The following is a 25,762-nucleotide window of genomic DNA, read 5'->3' on the forward strand; positions in this document are numbered from 1 at the left end:
TTCTTTAAAATATGTGATTTATGGGTAAAAATTGTAGCGTGTTTTTGATATTTTTTAATGAATCCTTGACTTTAGCGAGAAATGTAGATATATAGGAATATCTACATTATCACCAAAGGACATTATATGAAAATTGCTCACAACATCACGGACATCATTGGAAATACACCCATTTTGCATTTGCATCAATTCGCGCCAAATCTTTATGGCAAGTGCGAGTTTCTTAATCCTAGCCATTCTGTCAAAGACCGCCCAGCCTATGCAATGATAGACAAAGCTTTCAAAGATGGTAAGATTAACAAAGAGAGCATCATTGTGGAATGCACGAGTGGGAATATGGGGATTTCACTTGCGATGATTTGTGCGAGTTTAGGGCTTAAGATTATCCTCACTATGCCTGAATCTATGAGTATTGAAAGACGTAAGATAATGCAGCTTTTTGGTGCAGAGCTTGTGCTAACCCCGGCAAGTGGCGGTATGAAGGGTGCATTTGATAAGGCGCAAGAGATTTTAGATTCCACACCCAATAGCTTTATGCCAAGCCAATTTGAGAATCCAGCGAATGTGGAAATGCACAAGAAAACGACAGCAATAGAGATTTATGAGAGTTTTGAGGGGAAATTGGATTACTTCGTGGCAGGATTTGGCACAGGTGGGACAATTAGTGGAGTAGGCGAAGTGCTAAAGCAAAAGATTCCAGCCATTAAGATTATCGGGGTAGAACCCGCTGCCTCGCCATTACTTACAAAAGGAGAGGCTGCCGGGCATAAGATTCAGGGTATTGGCGCAAACTTTATCCCTAAGATTCTTAATCGTGATGTCATTGATAGTATTGAACTAGCTGAAAACGAAATGGCTATCAAAACCGCACAAGAGCTAGGAAAAATCGGTGTGATGGTGGGTATCTCAAGTGGTGCAAATGTCGCCATTGCATTAAAAATCGCTAAAGAAAATCCAAATGCAAAAGTGCTAACAATGCTCAATGACACTGCCGAGCGATATCTTTCTACGGATTTGTTTAACACCCTGTAATCCTATATTTGAGCAAAAAGATAGGGGTCTATAAAAGATTCCATTAAAATATAAGCTCAATTTTGCGTTATTGTAAAAAGGATATGCTGATAGATTTTCCACAATCCATTCTAAAACACTCTTTTGTGAAAGTATATAGCCTAGGCTGACTACCTTTAAACTCATTTCTTACTTACCTTAGAATATCAGCATATCAAAAGTTTTATGGCTCTTTAAATGCTTAAAAAAGGCTTGTGATTACACGATTATAAACTTTATAAGTGTGGAATGATGTATAAAACCTACCACTTATTGTTCCTTTTACATAAGAATATGGAAGCAAAAGTATAGGAAGAAAGAGCTCTTTTAATTTTAAATAAATATATAAAAGGCTTTAAAGCCAAATATCTTAAGCATTGGCTGTCTTTAAATTGGCTTTTGCATCGGGTGGTAAAATATCTAAAAATCGTTGCAAATCAAAATGAATATTCTGCGTCTTTGCTTCTTTGATTAACGCAAGTGAATCTTCTGTATTATAAGCACTTCCCCCCTGATAAGGATCAAAGATTTTTGTTACAATGGCTAAAGCATACGCATTTTTCTTCGCTTCACCGGAGGCAGCGTGCGGCATAGTAATGTAAGCTGTGCTCTCTATAAGGATCTCATCAAATTTCCAATGATCAAACAAATAGCCTAAAAATGTTAAATGATCTAGTCCATAAAATTCCGTTTCAACAGAGCCTATATCGCTAAAATGATTTGCCTTAAGCTGTTCTAAAAACTCCTTATCCTTGCCACTTTTTATAAGGGTATTTGCAAAAAGTATCATTCCCAAACGCAACAACATAGCACAAGGCACAAGCACTTGGGAAAGTTTTTTGTCTGTTTGGGAAAACCACTCTGCGATAAAGTCTGCCTCTCTGCTACAATTTCCCAAAAAATCCTGTGTATCCAAACCATAAGGAGACATATCAATTTTGAAATTCCCACGTAAAGAATTAGCAATAACAACATTTTTTATATTTGCAATCCCAAGTAAAGATACAACTTGATTGAGCGTAGAAATCTCACGAGAAAATCCATAAAAAGGCGAATTTGCCAAACGAAGCAAATCTCCTGTTAAAAGTGGATCTTTAGAAATAATATCCACTACACATTGCAACTGCACTTCACGACCTGAAGAATCTATATACTGCTGCAATTTCGTTACGGTTTCTGGCAAAGGAGGGAGATTATCAATCGTCTCAAGCAGCAACTCTTTCATATAATGTCCTTTAAAGATAAAGAAACTTGTCTTTGCGTTTAAGCAAAAGTAAGCCAATTATAACAAATATAACTATACAGATTGTGTGAATTTTAAACTTTTTTTACCAAATATAACAAAAATACAAATATTTTACATCTATGAACGAAAAACTTGGGCGATAAGCTCCAATGGGTGGGCAAAACGCACTTTAGAATCAATTTGTGTTAAAGCATTATCTATCTGCATACGGCAAGCTCCACATTCGGCACTTACAATCTCTGCACCGCTTTTTTCTATCATATCTGCCTTTGTGCGCCCAGCTTTGAGCGTTAGAGCATAGCGCGAACTCTGCATACTAACCCCCCCAAATCCACAACATTGCGTGGAATCGCTCATTTCTTTTAAGATAAAACTTTGTTTAAGCAATGCACGAGGCTCTTTGTGAATCCCAAGCACCTTACGTGCGTGGCAAGGGTCGTGATATGTAATATTTTGTGTGCTAAAATTTTGAGGCAAAATCTCCTGCAAGGGCGTATGATGAAAAAGCCACGAACTCGCCATATCGATCTTGGGTAGCAATTTCTCCAATCGTTCTGCCCACTCTGGCTCATCACTCAAAGCGTGTAGCCAATCTTTCTTAATCATCGCTGCACACGTAGCTTCAGGGATAACCATCGCATCAATTTCCTCCCAAAAGCTTTCAAAATAGGTAATATTTTTTTTCGCCAAATGCACGACACTTTTTATATCACCCGTAAAAAATGCCGGCGCGCCACAGCATTCCTGCAAATGTGGCACAAAGGCAGTGATTCCAAGTCTATTTAAAATCTCAAGCAGACTTTTGCCTACATTCACATAATTGTAATTACTCAAGCAGCCAATAAAAATTGCCACCCGATTATGTTTTAAGGTATTAATTGGAGGCGTAGGATAAGATGAAGGCAAATCACCCTGATAGGTTTGCAAAAATGACTTACGCCACACGGGGAAAACTGAACGTTTTGCCATTGCATTCTCATCATTTTTAAAAAGTTTAATACGTGAAATCCATCGCCCATTTTGTTCCTTAAAGGCACAGGGCATAATAAAATGTATGAAATTAAACACAATATCTGCTATCTTGCGATGTCGCAGAAGAAAGAAATACGCCCTCTTATACCACGCAATGCCATATTTTTGTGCTATATCCACACGCACAGATTCTATGGCTACATCAACAGGTAGGCTTGAAGGGCAGTGTGTAACGCAGGTCGTGCAAAGAAAGCAGGATTCAAAAATATCTCTGCTTGCAGAATCTAACTCCAAATCCCCACGTTTATACGCCCCAAGCAAATCCAAAAAGCCACGCGGGGAGGTTACCTCATCACGATTTACCATATAAATGGTGCAATGTGGGATACATTTGCCACATTTTACACAGGCACTTGCTACACTTTGCAAATCAAGCATTATGCGCTCCTAAATGGTTTTGCTAAAACGTTTAGAATCGCTTTGAGCAGCAAGATAAGCATCAAATGCCATAGCGATATTGCGTATAAGCATACCGCCTGTAGATGAGGTGTAAATGCCCTGTGGCGTGATATTTATAAGCCCTACTTCCTCATATTCACGCAAGGATTCTAATTCATTAGCAAAATACGCCTTAAAATCGATATGAAACTTTGATTCAATAATGGCAAAATCAAGGCAGAGATTATTCATAAGCCCCATAATCACTTCTTTGCGCAAAATATCCTCTTCTGTAAGCCCCACACCTCGCTCCACAGGTAGCCTCCCTGAATCAAGTGCAGATTCATAAGCTGCCATATCTTTATAATTTTGCGAGTAATAATCCATTCCCTCACTAATACTTGTAAGCCCAATGCCTATGGTTTGAGAGAATCCACGCGTAGTGTAGCCCTGAAAATTGCGCCTTAACTGATGACTAAGCTTTGCTAAGTAGAGCTCATCGCTCTTTTTGGCAAAATGGTCCATACCAATCATCGCATAATCGCAGCTTTGCAAAAAAGCAATGGTGTTTTTAAGAATCTCCAGCTTTTGAACGGGATTAGGCAAAGTGGTTTCATCAATTTTACGCATCGTTTTTTTGAGCCAAGGTAAATGCGCGTAGTTAAAAATCGCTAACCTATCGGGCTTAAGATTCACCACCTGCTTAAGCGTATGGGCGAAACTCTGCTCATTTTGAAAGGGCAGTCCATAGATGAGATCAAAATTCACGGAGTGAATGCCAAACTCACGTGCCAAAGATATAGCATTTTCCACGATAGCCACATCTTGCTTTCTGTGTATGGCTTCTTGCACTTTTTCATCAAAATCCTGCACCCCAAAACTTAAGCGATTAAAGCCATTATCCTTTAAAACCTGCATTTGTGCTTTGACAAAAAATCGAGGGTCGACTTCGCAGCTCACTTCCGCTTGAGGAGAAAAATGTGTAAAAGTCCCACGCAAAAGGCTTATCACTTCTTGCAGTTCATTGGCATTAAAAAATGTCGGTGTGCCACCTCCAAAGTGGAGCTGCACCACCTCACGTTGCGTATCTATTACATCTCTTAGAATCTCAAGCTCTTTTTTGAGATATTGGATATAACGCCCTTTGCGCTCTTCTTTACTCGTATAGACGACATTACAACCACAAAAATAACAAGCCGAGCGGCAAAAGGGTAAATGCGCATAAAGTGAAAGTGGGAGCGATGAACTATTGGCACGTTTAAGGGCTTGAATGTAAGAAGTTTCATTCCAAGAGGGCTTAAACTCCACAGCAGTAGGGTAACTCGTGTAGCGAGGGGCTGATTTTGAATACTTCACAAATGCGCTAAAATCGATCTTTTCACTCAAATTTTACTCCCTATTTAGATTTACGTAAATAATCAAGATTAAAAAATAAATTAGGATATTTCTTTTTAATATCCTTGGCAAGTAGGGCGGTATTGATTTCAGGTAGGCTACCATCGCTCAAACGCAAGGATTCTAAAATATTTTTTGCTACCACCATCACATCATCAAAATCAATAGGCATTTGTGAGATAATATCTTTTTCGAGTTTCATAATGAGCTTTTCTTCTTGAATGTTTCTAATTCGGGTAAGCAACCGCACAAAAAGCTTTTGAGGGAATACCACATATTCCTCACCCTCATCATCACGCAAAAATGACAGATCCTCTTTTGAGAATCCGCCTCTTTCCATAGCTAAAAGCATTGTATCGTCTTCTAATTTACGCAATATGCCTAGATTCTCACTCGAGCTATTAAGCCATTTATCTTGTTCTACTGGTTTCATAATCACCTACTCAAAGGAATATTATTCATTTTTGCTAAATAAAGCATAATGCCTTTTTGCGCGTGTAGGCGATTTTGCGCTTCTTCAAACACACGGCTTTGTGCGCCTTCAATCACCTCTTCGCTTACTTCCTGTCCCCGATATGCAGGGAGGCAATGCAAAAATATAGCCTCTTTTTGCGCATATTTCATTAGCTCACTATCCACGCAGAATCCTGCGAAAGCCTTCTTTCGCGTCTCTTTTTGCGATTCTTGCCCCATTGACGCCCAAGTATCAGTAACTACGACATTTACCCCCTCTAGTGCATTTTTTGGGCTTGTGCTAATGATGATTTTACCTCCGCTATCTTTGCATAATGCTTGGGCTTGTGCTACAATCTCTGCCTTAGGAGCATATTCTGCGGGGGTGGCTATACGTAATTCGAAGCCAAGAATTGCTGCAAGATTAATCCAAGAATGCGATATATTATTCCCATCACCTATATAAGCTACAATCGGGGCTTCACCTCTCTTATCTTGCTGTGGATACAAGGGGCTTTGATGAGGCATATAGATTCCACATTCTATCATTGTGAGATAATCGGCAATAAGCTGCACGGGGTGAAAATCATCACTCAAGCCATTAATAAGTGGCACAGAGGAATATGCGGCAAATTCTTCTAATCTTTTGTGTTCGCCTGTGCGCATCATCACCATATCAACCATTGAGCTAATCACACGTGCCGTATCTTTAATAGGCTCTCCACGCCCTAATTGTATATCTTTATGAGAGAGGAAAATGCCGTGTCCCCCAAGCTGATACATACCGCTTTCAAAGCTTACTCGTGTGCGAGTAGAGCTTTTCTCAAAAATCATTGCTAATACTTTACCCTTAAGGTAAAGGGGCATATTGCCTTGCAATGTTTGAGCCTTTAGCTCTAATGCTGTATCAAGCATTGCAAGTAATTCATCTTTGTTAAAATCATTCAAAGTAAGAAAATGTCTCATCATTCGTCCCAAAGCACAAAAGATAAAAGCGCGATTGTATCTAAAATTCACTAAGAAAATATCAATTTCTTAATTTTTTGGCACAATATAATCTTCAATACCTATTGTGATATTAAGAGTAAGGTTTTTGAAAAGCACTCTGTTTTTTTTGCGCTCATAGTAAAATTCCTGTCCACCCCGCACAAACCACTGCACAAATGTGCCATCATTAGCCACGCGTTTGCCCTCTCCATCAAATATATCCCTTGCACTCAAAATATCGCTAAATAGATTGGGATAGCTTACACTCCCAAAGAAACCTTTTGCAGCTACCCATTTTGAAGTACATTCCTTCTGTATGCACACTTCTTTTGGCGATATTACAATAGTATTTATCACCTTGCCTAGCTTATAAAGGTCGATAGTAAGTTTTTTATTGAGACTATTCTGCTTAAAAGAAGCAAAATCATAAAATTTCACACGTGGGGTATCAATAAGAAGAATTTTAAACTTTGTAGGTTCTAATACAGGAGGCTCATGTTCTGAATCTGCTGCTTCAAAATTGCTCTCAAGCAATGCACAAGAAGCTAAAAAAAAAGGAAGTAGCACTAAGGCACTTCCTAAAAATAATCGCTTAAAAATATCAAACATTCATACTGTCCATAGATTATGCACGTCCATTGGATAAAATCCTATGCCAGATTCTACCATCAAGCTTTAATTCCATATTTACCTGGCACAAGCCATCTTTATACACAGTTTCAAGAATCTCTGCATTGCGGATAAGAGCCTGCACTTTTGTTTTCACAGTGGAACTTTGAAGCATCATATCACGCACGGTATCTTGCGCATTCACTCTAATACCATACATTTTTTCACCGATTTGACGATACGCATCGACAATCGCCGCTCTCTTTGCCATTGCAAAAGCCTGTGATGGAGAGAGAGAATTTTCAGGTGATACACCTATACCCACTGCACTCAGGGTAATTTCATTCTCTGGTGTAAGGATAGGCGAATTAGGAATGCCATCATTTTGCCCAATATAGTCATTATCTCGCTCAAAACGTGGCTCAAGGCTATCTCTATTTAATCCGGGCATTTCAACCTTCTCTACCACAAGCGTATTTACTCTTTGATTTGGACTTACAGGGCGAGATATAAGATTAGGATTTGTATTATACCCTGCCATTGGTGGATATGTAGGTGCTTGAATGGGTGCATACATCGGCTGATTACTTGCACTTGGAGGGATTAAGCCATTTGCCGATCCATTTGAATCACTCCCAACATTGAGCAAATCTCCACATCCACTTAATGTAAATATGGCAAAACCTGCAACCATCGAACTTTTAAGCAAACTATTTTTCATATTCAATCCTTTGAATTAAATTTCACAAAACTAAAAAGCAAGTAGTGTTCCATATTTTTAGTAGGTTAGAACTATATGTGTGAGAAAAGAGAATGTATCAATCCTTACAACACAAGACGAATACGTTTAGGGATACCATAGATTCTAGGAAAATGATAGCAGAAGCGATATTTACCCCTTATATAAGGCAGATAGGGCTTTAAATCTGCTTTGCTAAATCCCGCCTTATAGCCTATAAACTGCAAAGATTGCATAAGCTTCTTAGCCCTATCTAAACAAACGTGGTGATAAAAATCTTTAAAAATCATATCTGTGCTTTGTCTTTCAAGGACTACAAAGGTTTGTAAAAGCACAAAGAGACTATAAGTTTGCTTGGCGTATGTCTGGAAGGAAGATTTAGCTCTCATTATAGAATCAGGTGAAAGCACATAGTTATACACGTGAGCATTATCGACATAAATGCTTTGTGCAGCTAAGATTATTTGTGTGCAAAAGGCAAGATCCTCATAAACAATAGAGGGTATAAAACTAATGCGCGAAGCAATCAAAAAATCAACATTAACAACAAATGCCCAAGTAGTAGCAATATGCCGCTCCTCCCCCAAAGATTGTATCAGCGTGTGAGGGGTGTATAAACCCTTGATATGTTGAGGAAACACACTATAATCAAATGGCACAATTTCATTGCTTTGTGCGTCTCGTGCAGTAATGCTGTTCTCTACAAGCACATCGACTTTATACTGCTCTAAAATTTTTGTAATGTGTTCTAAAGCATTAGATTCCAAGTAGTCATCAGCATCTACAAAGTATATATAATGGCTTTTAGTATAATGGGGGGGGGGCATATCACGCACTATTTCTAAGGCTTTATTTCTTGCCATAGATTGCCCCTGATTATCTTGAGATAAAAGGATAAAGCGCTTATCATCTTTGATACAAGCAGTCACTATCTCTATGCTTTTATCGGTGCTGCCATCGTTAATCATAATAGCGGTGAAATCTCTATAGGTTTGAGACTTGATAGACTTCAAACATCGTTTGATGTAACGTTCTGCATTATATAGGGGAATAATGATATAAAAATGTATATGACTACTCATAGTCTTTTGTCCTTATTGTTTAATATAGAGCGTAAAAAATGAGTAATAAAAAGACGAATACGTTTAGGGATACCATAGATTCTAGGAAAATGATAGCAGAAGCGATATTTACCCCTTATATAAGGCAGATAGGGCTTTAAATCTGCTTTGCTAAATCCCGCCTTATAGCCTATAAATTGTAGGGAGCGCATAAGCTTTTTAACAATGATTATGCAGGTATTATGATAGTGGCTTTTAAAAATCTCATCATCACTTTGCTCCTTATATGCCACAAACATTTGTAAAAGAGTAAAATAACTATTAGCCTGTCTCATACGTGCATTAGGCGAGGGGGTAGCTCTCATTATAGAATCAGGTGAAAGCACATAGTTATACACGTGAGCATTATCGACATAAATGCTTTGTGCAGCTAAGATTATTTGTGTGCAAAAGGCAATATCTTCATACAAAATATATGGCACAAAGCGAATATTACTCGCAAAAAGAAACTTAGCATTAAGAATAAATGTGCAGGCATTAGTAGCAAGACATTTATTACCTATGCTTTGAATAAGCGTATGGGGCGTGTATAGCCCCTCAACGTGAGGAGGAAAGACACTATATGTAGAGGGTAAAATCTCATCACTAAGAGGGTCTCTTGTCTTAATGGCACTCTCTACTAGCACATCAGCATTATGCGCTTCTAGTATATGAGCCATACGCCCTAAGGCATTAGATTCTAAATAATCATCGGAATCTAAAAACACTATATAGCTTTGATATACCCTATCTTGAGCATTCTCTAGCTCTTTTGCTAGATCTAAGCCTTTATTGCGCGCCATAGATAAGCCTTGATTGCTTTGATGATGCAAGATAAAACGCTTATCTTCGGCTATACAGGCAGCAGCTATCTCTGCGCTTTTGTCTATACTGCCATCGTTAATAATAATAGCGGTGAAACACTCATGGCTTTGAGCATACAGCGATTCCAAACATCGCTTAATATAATTTTCTACATTATATAAAGGGATAATGATGTAAAAATGAATATGCGATACTTGATGTGGCTTCTCAATGCTACTTTCTGCTATCAAAGGCTTTTGCTGTGAACAACCCTTAAGTATTTGCTCCCACAGTGGCATAATGGCTTCTTTAGAAAATTGCTTTTGCATTTTTGCTTTTGCATTTTTACCCATATCTTTGCGTAAAGATTCGCTATCCATAAGGGCTATAAGCTTATTAGCATAGTCTTGCAAGTCATTATCTTTGATAAGATAGCCACTTTTGCCATCATCAATAATATCACTTGGTCCGGTTTTCACATCAAAAGCTATACAGGGCAGGGCATAAGAACTTGCCTCTGCTAATACCATACCAAAGCCTTCAAAATAGCTTGCCATTGCATAAATACTTGCTGCAAGATATTCAGATTCTATATTTTTGGTAAATGGCTTTAGGATAATAGAATCTTGCAATCCTAAATTTTTAATTTTAGATTCTATCTCGTCTCTCATCTCACCATCGCCTACGATAACAAGCTGCCACGAGACTAAATGCGGATAGCTTGTCCTAATCCCATCTTGCACTAAAGCCCATATATCGAGTAATCGTAAAAAGCCTTTTTCGTTGCTTAATCGTCCAGCAGATAAGATTCTTTGCTGTGAGTATTGGGTGCTTTGTGTGGGGATAGTAGGGAGAAAGTTAGGAATTACGCGAACATTACTGTGATAATTTTGCCAGTCTTTTAATTGTGCCTTGCTTAGGACAATGAGGGTGTGGAAGAGGCTGTTGCGAGTATTATATCTATCAAGTTTAGAATGAATAAGTTTTATATAATATGTATATTTATGTTTCAAAAATGGCATATAAATGCTGTCATTGGCTACGACTACATCAAAACCTTTGAAATGTCTATATAGTGATATGTTAAGCATGAACTTATAAAAATTCTTATAATACAATTTTGAAAATTGAGTTGAACACATTCTTGCAGCAATAACGGATTCCGCTTCTGCTTGCCATATATGCAAAGGAATACGTGAATCTATCTCATAAGGCAACATCGCATTTGCCTGAAAAAAGCTTAATAGCTCTACATCATAGCCATTCTGCATAAAAGCATGAGCAAGATTAACCACTACACGCTCTGCTCCACCTGTAATACTTATATCACCTATGGTAAGTAAGATTCTCATCTCTCCATCCTAATCCTGCCAATATACCAAATATGATAAACATGGGCTGCAAGATAACAGTATAGAGCACGTCAAATAAACTTTGGGCGCATATCCCAATGACAAAAATCCCTAAAACTAATCCCCAAAATGCTACAAAAACATTTTTTTGCTTTATACTTTTCTTTGCACTATAAAGCAAAAACCCCTGAAAAGCTACAATACACAAAAAGCCTATGATTCCATAACAGAAAAGTAAGCTTATGGCAAAATTATGGGGACTATTGTAACCATTTGCATTTTTATTTGCTTGATCATCGAGCACAATATATGAGCGATTTTGAGGATTTTTACGATTATAATAATGCCAAAGATATTCACCTACCTGAAAAACTCCTACAATGTGAGGCTTAAATGGCTCATCAAGCGCGGCTAAAAATGTGGATTTACTCATATTGATACGTGAGAGGGCAGAATGCTCTATGCTAATCTCATTTTTGCCCACGACTAAGCTCTCCTCCGCGCATCGAAGCCATTTTTGCTTTATATCAAAACACGCCTCATCAAATTGCCCCATTTCAGCAGGAGAGCTCTGCCATACGACCAAAAAGTTATCAAGCATATGGGCAAAATTATATCGTAGAGGCAAATCCTTAGATATATGATAAAACCCTACAATACATAAGATAATTACGCTAAATGTGCCTAAGGCAATTTGCATTTTATGCTTATAATGCCACAAAATAAAAGGCACAAAAAGCATACATACAAATGTTACAATAAAGCTACGTTCACCATTAGCAAGCATAGCGATAAAGGTAAGAATAATGCCACAAACTCCTAAAAGTTTGAAGACAGGCTTTTTGCATACCATCACAGCTGCTAGAGATATTGCCATAGGCGCAAGAAGCCAGAGATTATAGGTAAAAATTGCCTTAAAAAAATAAGGCACATTATTGGCGCCCTTAAAAAATCCATTACTTACACCCAGGTAAATTGTAGAGCAGACTTCAACCAAACAAAGCAAGGTAAAAAAACACAAGAAATATAAAACATTTTTGAATCTAGCATACATCGCATACAAAAACATTATGACAAATAAAACAAAAATCCCAATAATATTTTGATTGATGGCTTTAAGAACAACCGATACCTTGCGTTGCCATACATCATCAAAGATTGTCAAAAGCCCCAAAATAGCTACGATACTAAAGCAGATAATAGGTAGCATCAAAATGCGCCAAGTTCTCACACTAAAAGAGCGATAATTATAAATAATAAAAAGCAATCCACCTATATGGATAAAAGTCTGTATCGCAAAGCCCTTACCAAAGCTTGTTATCCCCAAAGCATAAAAAAGCATTCCTGTGGCAAAAAACCCAAGGGCTATTTCTTGATTGTATCGTTTAATATAATGCAGCACAAACCCTCTCTGAAAATAGCGTTTTCTCTTAAGGAAATAGGGAGCGGATTTTAACATACTTTAGACAATAAATCTACTCACTGCACCTTTCCCTTGCTGCAGGATTCCAAATCTTCATCGCCCTTTATGCCATTACTTATTGGCTTAACAAAGATATAGAATTTGCGCATTCTAATCCTGCTTGGTTTATTCCCGTTGTTGGGAATCTCCTTGTAACAACGGCTGGGGTAGGATTTGCCAATCACACTCTCTTGATGTTTTTCTTTTCCTTAGGAATCTTTTTTTGGATTATCCTTACGGCAATTTTATTTAATCGCATTATTTTTCACGGAATGTTAGCCCAAAAATTTCTCCCCACACTTGCTATTTTTATCGCTCCTCCTGCTGTTGCAATGCTAGGTTATCTTAGAATCAACAATGGAGAATTTGATTTATTTGCTGAAATTCTTCTAAACATTGCTGTTATTTTTACCCTTATCCTCTTTGCCCTTGCAAAAAACTTCTATAAAATCAAATTTTTTATCTCGTGGTGGGCGTTTACCTTTCCTTTTGCTGCCCTCACACTAGCACTCCTTGTAGCATATGAAAAAACCTCTATCTTGCTATATTATTTCTTGTGTTTCCTTTCTCTTATACTCACAACCTGTATTATCCTATTTGTAGGAATAAAAACAATACAAGCAATTATCTTAGGGGAGATTTGGAAAGAAGAGTAACTCTATATTATAAGTAACCCTTTATATTTTCAAAGCAAAAAGTTCAAAACCTTAACAAGATAGAACCTATCTCAATAAATTTCCTATTCAAATATAAACAAAGTAAAAATAAAAGCCTTTACTTTATTCTAAGATTCTTTATATAAAACCACACATCTTCACAACAACTTAAAAGCAAATAATTTATTTATAAATCCTTCATACTATCCAAGTAAAAACGCTCTTTTCTCTTATAAAAAACATTACTTTCGCTTATAAATTTAAGTTTTAAGATTACGCATTTAACCCCATAATCTTTAAAAATTTAATCCTTATAAATCCACTATGAAAGTAAAACCAATTAGGCTTTATCTCCTTTTATCAATATTACAAATACGGCTACAATAAAAAAGCCCAATCTCTGCAAATATTTTATATATTAAAAATGGAATTTGTATAAAATAGTAATGTAAAAAATCTCTAAGAAAGCAGTAAAAGAAGTATTCCCCTATCCCTGCATCGACCTACATTCCCACACTTGAAAAGTGCAGTATCATCGGCGAAGAGAAGCTTAACTGCTAGGTTCGGAATGGAGCTAGGTGTTGCCTTCTCTCTATAGACACAAGAAAAAGGGAAATAAAAGCATAAGCTACTAAGGCTTAATCTTTATTAAAAGATTAAAGCAAAGCTAAGATTGAGCCAACCCTACTTTATAAAGGTTTAAAGCTAAACTTTTTAGTGCTATTGAGGATTTGCTCACTCTGTAGAGATTCTCTCACTCTAAAAAACCTTGCTCTCTTTAAGAAGCAGAACAAAGCCTTGCGCTTATTCTTAAAAGCATTTTAAGCTTCAAGGTTTCTACTATTCAAGCTCTTAGAATTGTGATACCTTATAGAGATATTAATCTATGCTCTTATTTCCATTTTTCTTTAAGGATTGCTTTACAATCTTTTTGTAGGCAATGAAGTGCTTTTTGAGGTAAGAGTATGAAGGAGGATATATCACTTCTCTCTTTATCTATAAAAAGCAAGACTACATTCAAGGCTTAAAGTTAAGAAATGTAGCTAACTCTAGTCTTAAAATAATAGCTTATGCCTCACCATAAATATCTTTACTTTGATAATCGATAATCATAGCTTAAGATTTTTATGCTCTCCTTAAGTCTTTAAGGAAATACATTGTTAAAAGCCTTTTAGATAACTACTCTTGCTTCTCTCCATCTATTCTATCTACTTGATAGATAGAATAGAATCTAAAAGCACTACAAATATTACACGATATGTTTATTGATTGTCTCATACACTCAATAAGGCAGTATCCCTTATATAAAAAGCCAAGCGGTCTATTAGTAGTAGTCAGCTAAACACATTACTATGCTTACACATCTACCCTATCAAGCAGCTAGTCTTGCTGCGACCTTCAGGAAAGTTTATCTTGGAGTTGGCTTCCCCCTTAGATGCTTTCAGCGGTTATCACATCCACGCATAGCTACCCAGCGATGCTCTTGGCAGAACAACTGGTACACCAGTGGCGTGTCCATCCCGGTCCTCTCGTACTAGGGACAGCTCTCCTCAACTTTCCTACGCCCACGGCAGATAGGGACCGAACTGTCTCACGACGTTCTGAACCCAGCTCGCGTACCGCTTTAAATGGCGAACAGCCATACCCTTGGGACCTGCTCCAGCCCCAGGATGCGATGAGCCGACATCGAGGTGCCAAACCTCCCCGTCGATGTGAGCTCTTGGGGGAGATCAGCCTGTTATCCCCGGGGTACCTTTTATCCTTTGAGCGATGACCCTTCCACACAGAATCACCGGATCACTATGACCGACTTTCGTCTCTGCTTGACTTGTTTGTCTTACAGTCAGGCTGGCTTATGCCATTACACTCTTCTTGCGATTTCCAACCGCAATGAGCCAACCTTTGCAAGCCTCCGTTACTTTTTAGGAGGCGACCGCCCCAGTCAAACTACCCACCAGGCATTGTCCTGCTTATGGATAACATAAGCCAGTTAGCAGACAGAAACATTAAGGGTGGTATCTCAACGATGGCTCCATCTCCACCAGAGTGAAGACTTCAAAGCCTCCCACCTATCCTGCGCATAATGCTCCCATCGGCAGTGCCAAGCTGTAGTAAAGGTCCACGGGGTCTTTCCGTCTTGCCGCGGGTAGGAGGAATTTTCACCTCCACTACAATTTCACTGAATCCCTGGTTGAGACAGCTCCCATCTCGTTACGCCATTCATGCAGGTCGGTATTTAACCGACAAGGAATTTCGCTACCTTAGGACCGTTATAGTTACGGCCGCCGTTTACTCGGGCTTCAATTCAAAGCTTCGCATTGCTGCTAACTAATCCTCTTAACCTTCGAGCACCGGGCAGGCGTCACACCTTATACTTCCTCTTACGAGTTTGCAAAGTGCTGTGTTTTTGGTAAACAGTCGGGAGGGACTCTTTGCTGAGACCTACTTGCGTAGGCACACCTTATTGCGAACTTACGGTGCTAGTTTGCAGAGTTCCTTAACCAGAGTTCTTTCACGCGCCTTAGAATACTCATCTCATCTACCTGTGTCGGTTTGCGGTACGGGCAACATTAGCTAAACTTAGAGGCTTTTCTTGGCACGACGGCATCAATGGCACTCCAATTGAGCCGAAGCTCGCTTGAAGCTATTGGAGTTTCAAATACAGAGGCGGATTTTCCATTCCTCCAATCTACGCTCTTAAGTTAGCACTTCCATCAGCTAACGCCATTTAGCCCTATGCGTCCCCCCATCGCACACTAATGTTGGTATGGGAATATTAACCCATTTTCCATCGACTACCCCTTTCGGACTTGTCTTAGGACCCGACTAACCCTACGATGACGAGCATCGCGTAGGAAACCTTAGATTTTCGGCGAAGTGGATTCTTACCACTTTTATCGCTACTCATTCCTGCATGCTCACTTCGCATCGCTCCAGCACTCCTTACCGGTATGCCTTCAACGCTGATACGAACGCTCTTCTACCACTGTGCATCAGCACAATCTACAACTTCGGTGTCTATCTTAGCCCCGTTATATTTTCTGCGCAAAATCACTAGACCAGTGAGCTGTTACGCTTTCTTTAAAGGATGGCTGCTTCTAAGCCAACCTCCTGGTTGTCTAAGTAACTTCACATCATTTTCCACTTAGAATAGAACTTTGGGACCTTAGTTGGTAGTCTGGGTTGTTTCCCTCTTGACGATTGATTTTATCACCCACCGCCTGACTCCCAAGATACGGTAATAGGTATTCGTAGTTTGACAGGGGTTGGTACCGCGGTGAGCAGCCCTAGCCCAATCAGAGCTCTACCCCCTATTACTATCACTTGAGGCTATACCTAAATATATTTCGAAGAGAACCAGCTATCACCAAGTTTGTTTGGCCTTTCACCCCTATCCACAGCTCATCCCAACCCGTTTCAATGGGCACGAGTTCAGTCCTCCACGAGCTATTACACTCGCTTCAACTTGGCCATGGATAGATCACTTGGCTTCGGGTCTGCAGCATCTGACTAAATGCCCTTTCAGACTCGCTTTCGCTACGGCTTCGCGTTTGCTTAACCTTGCCAGATACCACAACTCGCAGGATCATTATGCAAAAGGCAGTCCATCACCCTTGTAAACAATAGGGCTCTGAATGATTGTAGGCAAATGGTTTCAGGTTCTATTTCACTCCGCTCACTGCGGTTCTTTTCACCTTTCCCTCACGGTACTTGTGCGCTATCGGTGTGATAGTAGTATTTAGGGTTGGAGAGTGGTCTCCCCTGCTTCAGCCCGGATTTCACGTGTCCTGACCTACTCTGGATACTGCTACCTAACAATCTCTTTTCACATACGGGACTATCACCCTCTATGATTACCCTTTCCAGAGTATTCTGCTAAAAGATTATAGTGGATATTGCAGTCCTCAACCCCAGTAGCAAGCTACTGGTTTGCCCTCTTCCCTGTTCGCTCGCCGCTACTAAGAGAATCTCTGTTGATTTCTTTTCCTCTAGCTACTGAGATGTTTCACTTCGCTAGGTTCGCTCCTATAAAAGGTAATACCTATCTCTAGGTATTGGGTTGCCCCATTGGGAAATCTAGGTATCAAAGCTTCTTGACAGCTCCACCTAGCTTATCGCAGTCTAGTACGTCCTTCATCGCCTCTATCACCCAAGGCATCCACCATTTGCCCTTAAAAGCTTTTTACATTCTTAAGGATACTGCCTTATTGAATGTATAGATATACAACAATAAAACAATATATCGCGTAATTGTAGTTAATTACTTTTAGGCTATTAACAATAAAATTTCAAATAACACTTAGACTTTAAAGTCTAATACAAAGATTAGAAAAATTTATTTATTCACTTCATTAATCCTTGTATTAGACTTAGTAATTCTTGCTTTATGCTATATCACACAATCCATAAAGTTCTTCTTCAATTTAGACTTATATAGCTTAAGATAATAGGTTTTAGGCTTATATCTTGGTGCCCCTTCATCTTTTATCATCTTAATCTTATAGCTTAGCTTTCTTTGTTTGTCCTCTCATTTTTAGTATAAGCTTAAAAGTGGTGGAGAATAGCGGGATCGAACCGCTGACCTCCTGCGTGCAAAGCAGGCGCTCTCCCAGCTGAGCTAATTCCCCAAGAGGACTATTAGATAGAATCTGGTTTCTATATTCTTTCTCTTAATAGTTTGATAATTTAAAATTAGTTATTTTTGATGAGAAAGTGCTGATTGTGAATTGTTTTTGAAAGGAGTTACCAAGTAGGTAATAACCAAAAAAAACAATAAAGAATCAGTGCTTTATCGCAAAAGAACAATTTTTGGTGGGCTTAGGAGGACTTGAACCTCCGACCTCACCCTTATCAGGGTGCGCTCTAACCACCTGAGCTATAAGCCCCTTAAAGCTTGTTTTAACCTAAAGTATTTGGAGATCTTTGAAAACTAAGCAAGAGCATTCCATGTTTATACTTTATAGATGATGTTAAAACAAACGAATGCTTTAACGTATCTCTAGAAAGGAGGTGATCCAACCGCAGGTTCACCTACGGTTACCTTGTTACGACTTCACCCCAGTCGCTGCATCCGCCGTGGGCGGTAACCAATTTAGTATTCCGACTTAAGGCGAATACAACTCCCATGGTGTGACGGGCGGTGAGTACAAGACCCGGGAACGTATTCACCGCAACATGGCTGATTTGCGATTACTAGCGATTCCAGCTTCATGTAGTCGAGTTGCAGACTACAATCCGAACTGAGAGATGTTTTAGAGATTTGCTCCACTTCGCAGTATTGCGTCTCTTTGTGCACCCCATTGTAGCACGTGTGTAGCCCTAGGCGTAAGGGCCATGATGACTTGACGTCGTCCTCACCTTCCTCCTCCTTACGAAGGCAGTCTCCTTAGAGTGCTCAGCCGAACTGCTAGCAACTAAGGACGAGGGTTGCGCTCGTTGCGGGACTTAACCCAACATCTCACGACACGAGCTGACGACAGCCGTGCAGCACCTGTTTTCAAGCTCCCTAAAAGGGCACTCCGCTATCTCTAGCAAATTCTATCAATGTCAAGCCTAGGTAAGGTTCTTCGCGTATCTTCGAATTAAACCACATGCTCCACCGCTTGTGCGGGTCCCCGTCTATTCCTTTGAGTTTTAATCTTGCGACCGTACTCCCCAGGCGGAATGCTTAATGCGTTAGCTGCATTACTGCAGAGACAAGCTCCACAACAACTAGCATTCATCGTTTAGGGCGTGGACTACCAGGGTATCTAATCCTGTTTGCTCCCCACGCTTTCGTGCATGAGCGTCAGTAATGTTCCAGTAGGTCGCCTTCGCAATGAGTATTCCTCTTGATATCTACGGATTTTACCCCTACACCAAGAATTCCACCTACCTCTCCCACACTCTGAACTCATAGTTTCAAATGCAGTTCTGTAGTTAAGCTACAGGATTTCACATCTGACTTACAAGCCCGCCTGCGCACTCTTTACGCCCAGTGATTCCGAGTAACGCTTGCACCCTCCGTATTACCGCGGCTGCTGGCACGGAGTTAGCCGGTGCTTATTCGTGAGATACCGTCATTATCTTCTCTCACAAAAGGAGTTTACAATCCTAAAACCTTCATCCTCCACGCGGCGTTGCTGCTTCAGGGTTTCCCCCATTGAGCAATATTCCCTACTGCTGCCTCCCGTAGGAGTCTGGACCGTGTCTCAGTTCCAGTGTGTCCGATCACCCTCTCAGGCCGGATACCCGTCATAGCCTTGGTGGGCCATTACCTCACCAACAAGCTGATAGGACATAGGCTGATCCTTTAGCGGAGACTCTCAAATAAGAATTCGGTTTTTAGCGATAAATACTTGAGTTTGTAAAAATCTCGCTCACATACAAGGAGTATGCTACGCTACGATTTTTCCTGCACAACAAGTATTTCTCATCTAAAACCCTAGAATCCTACAAAATCTACAAAGCATTGAAAAATTCTAAGGTTGTGTGTGAATTTTTAAGGTTGTGAGGTTATTGCGAATGAGGCGTATTAAACATACGCCGCAGTGAAGCAATGTTCTCACTCCTTAAAAAGCCGCCACAAACTGAATTTTTATTTGAGAGTCCCTTTCCCTCGTAAGGAGTATCCAGTATTAATCACCGTTTCCAGTGGCTATCCCAGACTAAAGGGCACATAACCTATGCGTTACTCACCCGTGCGCCACTAATCCACTTCTAGCAAGCTAGAAGCTTCATCGTTCGACTTGCATGTATTAGGCACGCCGCCAGCGTTCACTCTGAGCCAGGATCAAACTCTCCATAAGAATTATGGGGAAGCTTGAATCATAAATAAATATGATACAAACTCTCCATTTAAAGTATAGATACTGTTTCTATGAAAATAGATTCAATCTCTATCAAAACTATGCAATATTAAAGTATAAAACATTATATCTCTATATCCATAAACATATTCCATAAGGTTTAAGCTTGTCCTATCTCTTAGTGTCTCTCTTATCACAAAGACTAGAGTATAGATTCTATGACTTAAGCCTTCTGCTCTCTTTAAAGAAGCAAAGGTTTCATCTTTTAGAATCTACTCAAAGTCATAATTGAGTTGTATAGAAATGAACTAAGAAAATACAAGTTTTTATTCTCTATAAAAGTAACAAAACACTTCATTTTCTTGCTTAGATGTCAAAGATCGCACCAAATATAATCAAGCTAAAAACCTTGAAGCTCTCTACATTAAAAGCTAAACAAACATTGATTATATTGATAAAGAACAACCATAAGACTAGTATTCAAGTTTTAGTTAAAATCTTGAACTTGCTTCATTATCCTAAATATCATAGATTTTAGACATTAGATTATGGTTTTAGTGATTTATTAAAGAAAAACTAAAAACTATAAACTGACGAAAAACCTACAAGAAGAGACTAGAAGCTCAATCAAATGGGAACGCAATATTACAGATATAAAGCTTAAAGTGGGCTTATTTACTATAAATTTCTTTATAAGCCGATTTCCAACGCTTATGAAACCAAAACCAATCTTCTGGCTTCTCCCTTATCGCCTTTTCTATCACATCAGCTTGAGCCTGTGTCGCCTCTAAAATATCTGCATTACTATCCTCGCTTTTTTTGCAATAAATTGGCGGATAATACCGCACTTCAAAGCTCTTATAGCCCTCATTAATACTAATCATTATAGGCACTATACCCATATTAAAGCGTCTTGAAAGCACTGAAGCAATCGTTGTATGCGTAGCCCTTTTGCCAAAAAAGTTTATCCATATTCCCTCTTGTATTGAAATATTTTGATCGACAAGAATCCCTGCGAGCGGGTTACTGCCGCCATAAAGCTTCAATAAATGTTTAAACGCACCCTTTTTATCAATAAACTTTACTTTTTGTAACTCTCGCCGTGCAATAATCATTTGATTAATCGCATCAAATGGTGTTAGACGCCCAAGAGATGCCATATTACACCACGTATAGCGGGGAGGTAGCGCGCTTGCTATCGCTTCCCAATATCCATAGTGCGCCGATATACTTATCGCACCTTTATCCTTATGCAACGTATCTAAAAGATAATGCTCGTCGATAAGATGAAAGCACTGCATATATTTCTCCATAGGGATAAACGCCACACGTATGGTCTCTAGCAGCACAAAGGCAAAGTTCTCATAGCATTTTTTAATAATCTTACACTTTTGCTCTTCGCTCATCTGCTCCCCATAGACAAAATCTAGGTTTGCCCTTGCATCCTTATGCCGCCTATTATCGAAGATTCTCATTATGGTAGCTAACACCTTGATATGCCAGACAAAGAGCCAATGAGGCATTTTAGCCAAGCAAAAACCTATACTATCAGTAATTATTTTTAGAATCCTTGCTGTAATACTCATTTGCTATCCTCGATTATAGAATCTAATATATCCTTTACACTCGCACAAATACTGCTTGGAGCGATATTTGCAATACAAAAATCATCTTTTTTATAACTCGCCCTCTCACTTCCACACAAAAAGCGATTAATAAGACTATTAAGCGCAAAACGTTCTGGCGCTGTATTGCCATATAGGGTAAGAGAAGCTTTCTGCATAGCCCAAGCCAAATGCGTAACACCCGTATCCCCACCAATCACTAGAGCGACTTTTGTCATCAATGCCTTAAGCAAGTCTATTGAAAGAGGGGGTAAAGCCACTACTCGCGCTTGTGTAGCAAAACGTTCTTTTATACGTCCTGCCTTATCCGTGCTATGCTGCAAAAGTAAAATATGTATATGCGGCTTCAAATCCAAAAGCCCATCAATTACTTCTACAAACAAATCTAGCGGGTAGGTCTTAGATTCTAAAGATGATTCAAGCACAAGCAAGATATATGAGGCTTTATCTCTCTTCATTTGTGAGCTTCCTACACAAGATTCTCTTAAAATATCCTCTATCTGCGTTTGCGCTCCTTGTGTGAATCCAAAGGCACAAGAGCGATTAGCATAAAATATACTCTCATCGACCTCATCTATGCCCAATGCAGCATTTACAAGGCTAAGATTACGTTTTAAAATATGCTCATTATAAGGAATATGCACCTTATGCGTATAGCATATACTTGCCACAGGCTCTTTTATAGAATCTTTTGCAAAGCCCCAAAACTCACCTTTTTGAATGAAACTCCCACATAGCGCGGATTTGATTAAACCCTGCAAATCAATAAGCTTCTCACAAGATTCTAAAGATTGTAGCATCCTCATAATGCGCGGAATGGCTTTTATCCCGCCTTTTTTGAGTGGAATGCGAACAAGATTATCAATACAAGGGCTATCTGCCAATACTGCGGCAAACATATCATCTACTACCCAATGCAAACGCACACCTTGCGGATATTGCCGCTGCAAATATGCTCTCACAAAAGGCAGCACACACGCTCCTACTATTACATCTCCAAGGCTTGAAAGTCGCAAAAAGCTAATATTAATAGGCGCATTTTGCACTTCCATTGTTAAGCCCCTCTAAAATGTTTTAATAAACTCAATATTCAATGGCTCTGGCTTGTGAAGCTTACTAATATTTTCACGTGCGAGGTACAAATCAGTAGCGGTATAAATCTTCAAAGTTTTAGATTTGATATATTCATAGCGAATCTGCAAATTCCCCTCACCACGACAAAGTGTCTCCGCAAGAGCAAGCATAAAGCTAAGCCACTGCAAACTCAAAAGTTTAGGCATCATATCGCTAATATGCCTAATATTCTCATCTTGGGGGATTTTTTTGCCACTGTATTCCACAAGTAAGCAAATACTCATACGCTCTACGTGAGAAAAACCATATTCAAGGGCATTAAGTAAAAAATATGAGCCGTGCTTATCTGCATTATAGAAATTGAGAATCCGCCCAATGCTTGAGAGATATGAAGCCGTATTTAAAAGCTTTTTACACTGCTCATCAAGCTTGTGCATAGGGAAAAGTGTATCAAAAATCTTTAGAGATTCCCTACGAGTCATCTCTGCATATTTCTTATCAAGCATAAATCGATCTTCTATCGCACTAATAGAGGGATTAAAGGCTTTGGGAAAGGTATTTTTATGCCCACGTAATAAATCACTTAAATACACACCTTCACGCACACCTACCCCACTCGTGATAATCTCTTTTGCATTAAAATGCGTAAGAAACATTTGCAAAATCAACGCCCCACTCCGAATATTATCAATCCTATCTGGTGGCACACCTATATCGGCGAGTTTATCAAGTGAGGCGTGAGAGACTTTCTCAAAAAATTTAAGATTCTGTGCAACATCAACCTCATAGCCATGCACTTCTGCAATAGGATATTTTTTGTGTTTCATTATCATTTTTGAAAGCGCGCGAATCGTCCCACCCACACCAAAAACACGCTCGTGCTTAAAATGTGAAGGAATGCTTTTAAGCTGCTCTTGGATAAATGTAATAGCCCCCTGTATATTGTTCTCCTTATCAAAAAACAGCTCTTTTAGGCGAATAGTGCCGACATTAAGTGAGATAAGATCGATGATTTTGCCATCTTCTATAAGGGCACATTCTGTGCTTCCTCCACCTATATCAATAGTAATCCCATCTTTATAATGCAATAAATTCGCGCAGGCAATCCCTCCATAAAGTGCCTCCTTTTTGCCATCAATGACTTTGATAGAAAGACCGCATTCGCGCCTTGCCCGCTCTAAGAACACCCGCGCATTGGGTGCATCTCTTAATGCGGAAGTGGCTACACAAAAAGTTTTGCGGCTTTTATGTGCCTTGGAGATTTGCACAAATTCTTTAAGGGCACAAATCGCTCTCTCCATAGGCACTTCACCCAAAATCCCACCCGATTCATAGCAGCCCTCCGAAATGCGTACTTTAGATTTCACTTCATAAATCAAATGAAAGGCAAAACGTGAAGTTTTACGGAAAATTGCCATACGCACAGAATTTGATCCAATGTCTATAACAGAGGTAATTTTTGCCATTATTCCCCTCTTTGCAGGGTTTCAAACTTATATTTTAATTCTTCAATGCTTTCTATATTATCAGGATCTGGTACAATCGCATCTACTGGGCATACGGACAAACAACTTGGTTCATCATAACTTCCCACACATTCGGTGCATATATCTGGATCTATACTATAGATCGGATCGCCCTCCTCAATCGCACCATTAGGACATTCTTCAGCACACGCATCACACGCGATACATTCATTATTTATCATTAAAGCCATTCTTTGACACTCCCAATGATTATTGTAAAGAAAAAATCATACCTTTTAACCAAAGGTTCTTTAAAGTCCGCTTAACTCTTGGCTTTTAACCCCTAAGCCATATATCTACGCCATATTCATTGGGGTGATTAGTAGCAATAACCTGGGTATTTGGCACAAGACTTAAGAGTTCTTTAAAATTTTCTTGCGGGAGGAAAAGCATATCCGCACCGCTAAAAATGGCTTTTTTCAGCTCATCTTTATTATCTGCTCCCACAAATACATCAAACTCCAAACGTCTTGCAAAGTTAAGTAGCTCTTTAAGTGCCTTACCCTCAAGCGGTGCCGCAGGGATAAGCAGTGTATCCACACCAAAAAGAGCAGATTCTAAAATTTGATACTTGTCTATAAATATATCAATATGAATGATGGGCAATGTGCTGTGGCGGCGGAGCAAAGAGATAGATTCTAAATGCTGCATAGGATCTTTGGCGCTTTCTTGGGTGTATTGGGGGCATAGATTTAGCACATAGGCATCAAAATGTGTTTCCTCCTCCATTTGCGTGGCTTGATAAAGCAGTGAGCTTGTATCTGTGGTGGATTCTATATGAAAGGTATGGGCGAGTTTTGGCGTATTTTGCCGCTCATTGCGGATAAAAAACTCTTTATTGGCGCGGGGCATATACGGGCTATAAGCCAATGTCCGCCCTAATGTATCAAAGTCAATCATTGCCATTCGTGTCCTAAGAGATGCTTTAGCGTTTGCAATCTGTTCTTGTGTGATGTGCATTTGGCTATCCTTATGTAGCTTTGGGTTAAATGGCGAATTCTAGCATATTCTTTTGTATCAAGTAAGAATTTATTAGGGGGGGGGGGGATATAATACAGCAGATTTTTGTGTTGTATTTTTGATTATCGTAGCGCAGCCATTGCAATGGGGGAATATGAATAAAAAGACAAAAGAACATCTTTTTTTATTGTCAAGTTTAATGCTTATTTGCATTATGGCTTTTGCAAGTATTTATTTGCAAAATTCTTATCTTGCCTATATCTTTGCTCCTGTGCCTATTATAATAACCTTGATGATGTATCTTTATACCAAACAGAAAACATATTGCCCACATTGCCACAAAAGCTTCAAGTTAGAATTTATCGGTAATGATATATCCTCACAGAGTGCTCTCTCATACTGCAAAAAAGATGTTGATGATACGCTAGATGGAGAAATCTTCCAAGTAGAAGAAAAAATGGATTATTTTAAATGTCGGCATTGTGGATTTATCACCTTTGAAATAAAAAAATATAAGGTTAAATAG

Annotated in this window: 18 protein-coding genes, 2 tRNA genes and 3 rRNA genes; 3 read left to right on the forward strand and 20 right to left on the reverse strand. The window is 39.2% G+C overall.

Going from position 1 to position 25,762, the window contains the following annotated elements; translation table 11 throughout:
- The first annotated feature begins 126 nt into the window (after positions 1-126).
- Positions 127-1,032 (forward strand): cysteine synthase A, encoded by a 906-nt coding sequence (cysK, locus tag V3I05_RS03755; RefSeq protein ID WP_343354049.1) that lies wholly within the window; start codon positions 127-129, stop codon positions 1,030-1,032.
- Between the two features lie 388 nt (positions 1,033-1,420).
- Here cysK and V3I05_RS03760 read toward each other — a convergent pair whose 3' ends face one another.
- The 10 genes from V3I05_RS03760 to V3I05_RS03805 all read right to left on the reverse strand — a co-directional run bounded on the left by V3I05_RS03760 (position 1,421) and on the right by V3I05_RS03805 (position 12,547).
- Positions 1,421-2,275 (reverse strand): HDOD domain-containing protein, encoded by an 855-nt coding sequence (locus V3I05_RS03760; protein ID WP_300447892.1) that lies wholly within the window; start codon positions 2,273-2,275, stop codon positions 1,421-1,423.
- 138 nt (positions 2,276-2,413) lie between these two features.
- A complete protein-coding gene (locus tag V3I05_RS03765; RefSeq protein ID WP_343354051.1) occupies positions 2,414-3,706 on the reverse strand; it encodes a (Fe-S)-binding protein in 1,293 nt (430 codons plus the stop codon).
- A gap of 9 nt (positions 3,707-3,715) precedes the next feature.
- Positions 3,716-5,092 carry an oxygen-independent coproporphyrinogen III oxidase gene (hemN, locus tag V3I05_RS03770; protein ID WP_300447888.1) on the reverse strand — a complete coding sequence of 459 codons (1,377 nt, stop codon included), beginning with the start codon at positions 5,090-5,092 and terminating at the stop codon, positions 3,716-3,718.
- A gap of 10 nt (positions 5,093-5,102) precedes the next feature.
- Positions 5,103-5,534 (reverse strand): DUF2603 domain-containing protein, encoded by a 432-nt coding sequence (locus V3I05_RS03775; RefSeq protein ID WP_295700855.1) that lies wholly within the window; start codon positions 5,532-5,534, stop codon positions 5,103-5,105.
- 2 nt (positions 5,535-5,536) lie between these two features.
- Positions 5,537-6,520, reverse strand: coding sequence for an ornithine carbamoyltransferase (gene argF / locus V3I05_RS03780; RefSeq protein ID WP_300447885.1), 984 nt, complete (start codon positions 6,518-6,520; stop codon positions 5,537-5,539).
- Positions 6,521-6,589: 69 nt separating this feature from the next.
- Entirely contained in the window at positions 6,590-7,150 is a 561-nt protein-coding gene (locus V3I05_RS03785; protein WP_295700848.1) for a hypothetical protein, read from the reverse strand.
- 16 nt (positions 7,151-7,166) lie between these two features.
- The gene (locus tag V3I05_RS03790; protein ID WP_295700846.1) at positions 7,167-7,871 is read right to left on the reverse strand and encodes an LPP20 family lipoprotein; all 705 of its coding nucleotides are present in this window, start codon (positions 7,869-7,871) and stop codon (positions 7,167-7,169) included.
- A gap of 104 nt (positions 7,872-7,975) precedes the next feature.
- Positions 7,976-8,971, reverse strand: coding sequence for a glycosyltransferase family 2 protein (locus V3I05_RS03795; protein WP_300599882.1), 996 nt, complete (start codon positions 8,969-8,971; stop codon positions 7,976-7,978).
- On the reverse strand, positions 8,968-11,145 hold the full coding sequence (locus V3I05_RS03800) for a glycosyltransferase (protein WP_343354052.1): 2,178 nt from the start codon (positions 11,143-11,145) through the stop codon (positions 8,968-8,970). The genes V3I05_RS03795 and V3I05_RS03800 overlap by 4 nt, the downstream gene beginning before the upstream one ends.
- The gene (locus V3I05_RS03805) at positions 11,120-12,547 is read right to left on the reverse strand and encodes an O-antigen ligase family protein (protein ID WP_300447876.1); all 1,428 of its coding nucleotides are present in this window, start codon (positions 12,545-12,547) and stop codon (positions 11,120-11,122) included. Before V3I05_RS03805 ends, V3I05_RS03800 begins: the two co-directional genes overlap by 26 nt.
- A gap of 80 nt (positions 12,548-12,627) precedes the next feature.
- Here V3I05_RS03805 and V3I05_RS03810 point away from each other — a divergent pair, with 80 nt between their 5' ends.
- On the forward strand, positions 12,628-13,263 hold the full coding sequence (locus tag V3I05_RS03810; protein WP_425531745.1) for a hypothetical protein: 636 nt from the start codon (positions 12,628-12,630) through the stop codon (positions 13,261-13,263).
- A gap of 490 nt (positions 13,264-13,753) precedes the next feature.
- Here V3I05_RS03810 and rrf read toward each other — a convergent pair.
- From rrf to V3I05_RS03860, 10 genes are all read right to left on the reverse strand, one after another.
- Positions 13,754-13,869: ribosomal RNA gene (gene rrf / locus V3I05_RS03815) — 5S ribosomal RNA — on the reverse strand.
- Positions 13,870-14,566: 697 nt separating this feature from the next.
- Positions 14,567-17,449, reverse strand: a 23S ribosomal RNA gene (locus V3I05_RS03820).
- A 366-nt stretch (positions 17,450-17,815) separates the two neighbouring features.
- Positions 17,816-17,891: transfer RNA gene (locus V3I05_RS03825), tRNA-Ala, on the reverse strand.
- 182 nt (positions 17,892-18,073) lie between these two features.
- A tRNA-OTHER gene (locus tag V3I05_RS03830) sits at positions 18,074-18,149 on the reverse strand.
- Between the two features lie 117 nt (positions 18,150-18,266).
- Positions 18,267-20,051, reverse strand: a 16S ribosomal RNA gene (locus V3I05_RS03835).
- Together the 16S, 23S and 5S rRNA genes with 2 tRNA genes alongside form the textbook arrangement of a ribosomal RNA operon.
- A 671-nt stretch (positions 20,052-20,722) precedes the next feature.
- On the reverse strand, positions 20,723-21,637 hold the full coding sequence (locus V3I05_RS03840; protein WP_300449119.1) for a lipid A biosynthesis lauroyl acyltransferase: 915 nt from the start codon (positions 21,635-21,637) through the stop codon (positions 20,723-20,725).
- Positions 21,634-22,728, reverse strand: coding sequence for a lipopolysaccharide heptosyltransferase I (gene waaC, locus V3I05_RS03845; protein WP_343354054.1), 1,095 nt, complete (start codon positions 22,726-22,728; stop codon positions 21,634-21,636). The genes V3I05_RS03840 and waaC overlap by 4 nt, the downstream gene beginning before the upstream one ends.
- Positions 22,729-22,740: 12 nt before the next feature.
- On the reverse strand, positions 22,741-24,216 hold the full coding sequence (locus tag V3I05_RS03850; RefSeq protein ID WP_343354055.1) for a Ppx/GppA phosphatase family protein: 1,476 nt from the start codon (positions 24,214-24,216) through the stop codon (positions 22,741-22,743).
- The gene (locus V3I05_RS03855; RefSeq protein ID WP_295697709.1) at positions 24,216-24,467 is read right to left on the reverse strand and encodes a YfhL family 4Fe-4S dicluster ferredoxin; all 252 of its coding nucleotides are present in this window, start codon (positions 24,465-24,467) and stop codon (positions 24,216-24,218) included. The genes V3I05_RS03850 and V3I05_RS03855 overlap by 1 nt, the downstream gene beginning before the upstream one ends.
- An 85-nt stretch (positions 24,468-24,552) precedes the next feature.
- Positions 24,553-25,236 carry an indole-3-glycerol phosphate synthase gene (locus tag V3I05_RS03860; RefSeq protein ID WP_343354059.1) on the reverse strand — a complete coding sequence of 228 codons (684 nt, stop codon included), beginning with the start codon at positions 25,234-25,236 and terminating at the stop codon, positions 24,553-24,555.
- Positions 25,237-25,390: 154 nt separating this feature from the next.
- Between V3I05_RS03860 and V3I05_RS03865 the strand changes: the two genes are divergently transcribed.
- Entirely contained in the window at positions 25,391-25,762 is a 372-nt protein-coding gene (locus tag V3I05_RS03865) for a hypothetical protein (RefSeq protein ID WP_343354061.1), read from the forward strand.

The sequence above is a fragment of the Helicobacter mastomyrinus genome, from assembly GCF_039555295.1.
Taxonomy (GTDB): Bacteria; Campylobacterota; Campylobacteria; order Campylobacterales; family Helicobacteraceae; genus Helicobacter_C; species Helicobacter_C mastomyrinus.

Excerpts from the sequence above, each read along its gene's own strand:
- cysK (WP_343354049.1), top strand. The coding sequence starts at position 127 with ATGAAAATTGCTCACAACATCACGGACATCATTGGAAATACACCCATT.
- V3I05_RS03760 (WP_300447892.1), bottom strand. The coding sequence starts at position 2,275 with ATGAAAGAGTTGCTGCTTGAGACGATTGATAATCTCCCTCCTTTGCCA.
- V3I05_RS03765 (WP_343354051.1), bottom strand. The coding sequence starts at position 3,706 with ATGCTTGATTTGCAAAGTGTAGCAAGTGCCTGTGTAAAATGTGGCAAA.
- V3I05_RS03775 (WP_295700855.1), bottom strand. The coding sequence starts at position 5,534 with ATGAAACCAGTAGAACAAGATAAATGGCTTAATAGCTCGAGTGAGAAT.
- argF (WP_300447885.1), bottom strand. The coding sequence starts at position 6,520 with ATGAGACATTTTCTTACTTTGAATGATTTTAACAAAGATGAATTACTT.
- V3I05_RS03785 (WP_295700848.1), bottom strand. The coding sequence starts at position 7,150 with ATGTTTGATATTTTTAAGCGATTATTTTTAGGAAGTGCCTTAGTGCTA.
- V3I05_RS03790 (WP_295700846.1), bottom strand. The coding sequence starts at position 7,871 with ATGAAAAATAGTTTGCTTAAAAGTTCGATGGTTGCAGGTTTTGCCATA.
- V3I05_RS03795 (WP_300599882.1), bottom strand. The coding sequence starts at position 8,971 with ATGAGTAGTCATATACATTTTTATATCATTATTCCCCTATATAATGCA.
- V3I05_RS03800 (WP_343354052.1), bottom strand. The coding sequence starts at position 11,145 with ATGAGAATCTTACTTACCATAGGTGATATAAGTATTACAGGTGGAGCA.
- V3I05_RS03840 (WP_300449119.1), bottom strand. The coding sequence starts at position 21,637 with ATGAGTATTACAGCAAGGATTCTAAAAATAATTACTGATAGTATAGGT.
- waaC (WP_343354054.1), bottom strand. The coding sequence starts at position 22,728 with ATGGAAGTGCAAAATGCGCCTATTAATATTAGCTTTTTGCGACTTTCA.
- V3I05_RS03850 (WP_343354055.1), bottom strand. The coding sequence starts at position 24,216 with ATGGCAAAAATTACCTCTGTTATAGACATTGGATCAAATTCTGTGCGT.
- V3I05_RS03855 (WP_295697709.1), bottom strand. The coding sequence starts at position 24,467 with ATGGCTTTAATGATAAATAATGAATGTATCGCGTGTGATGCGTGTGCT.
- V3I05_RS03860 (WP_343354059.1), bottom strand. The coding sequence starts at position 25,236 with ATGCACATCACACAAGAACAGATTGCAAACGCTAAAGCATCTCTTAGG.
- V3I05_RS03865 (WP_343354061.1), top strand. The coding sequence starts at position 25,391 with ATGAATAAAAAGACAAAAGAACATCTTTTTTTATTGTCAAGTTTAATG.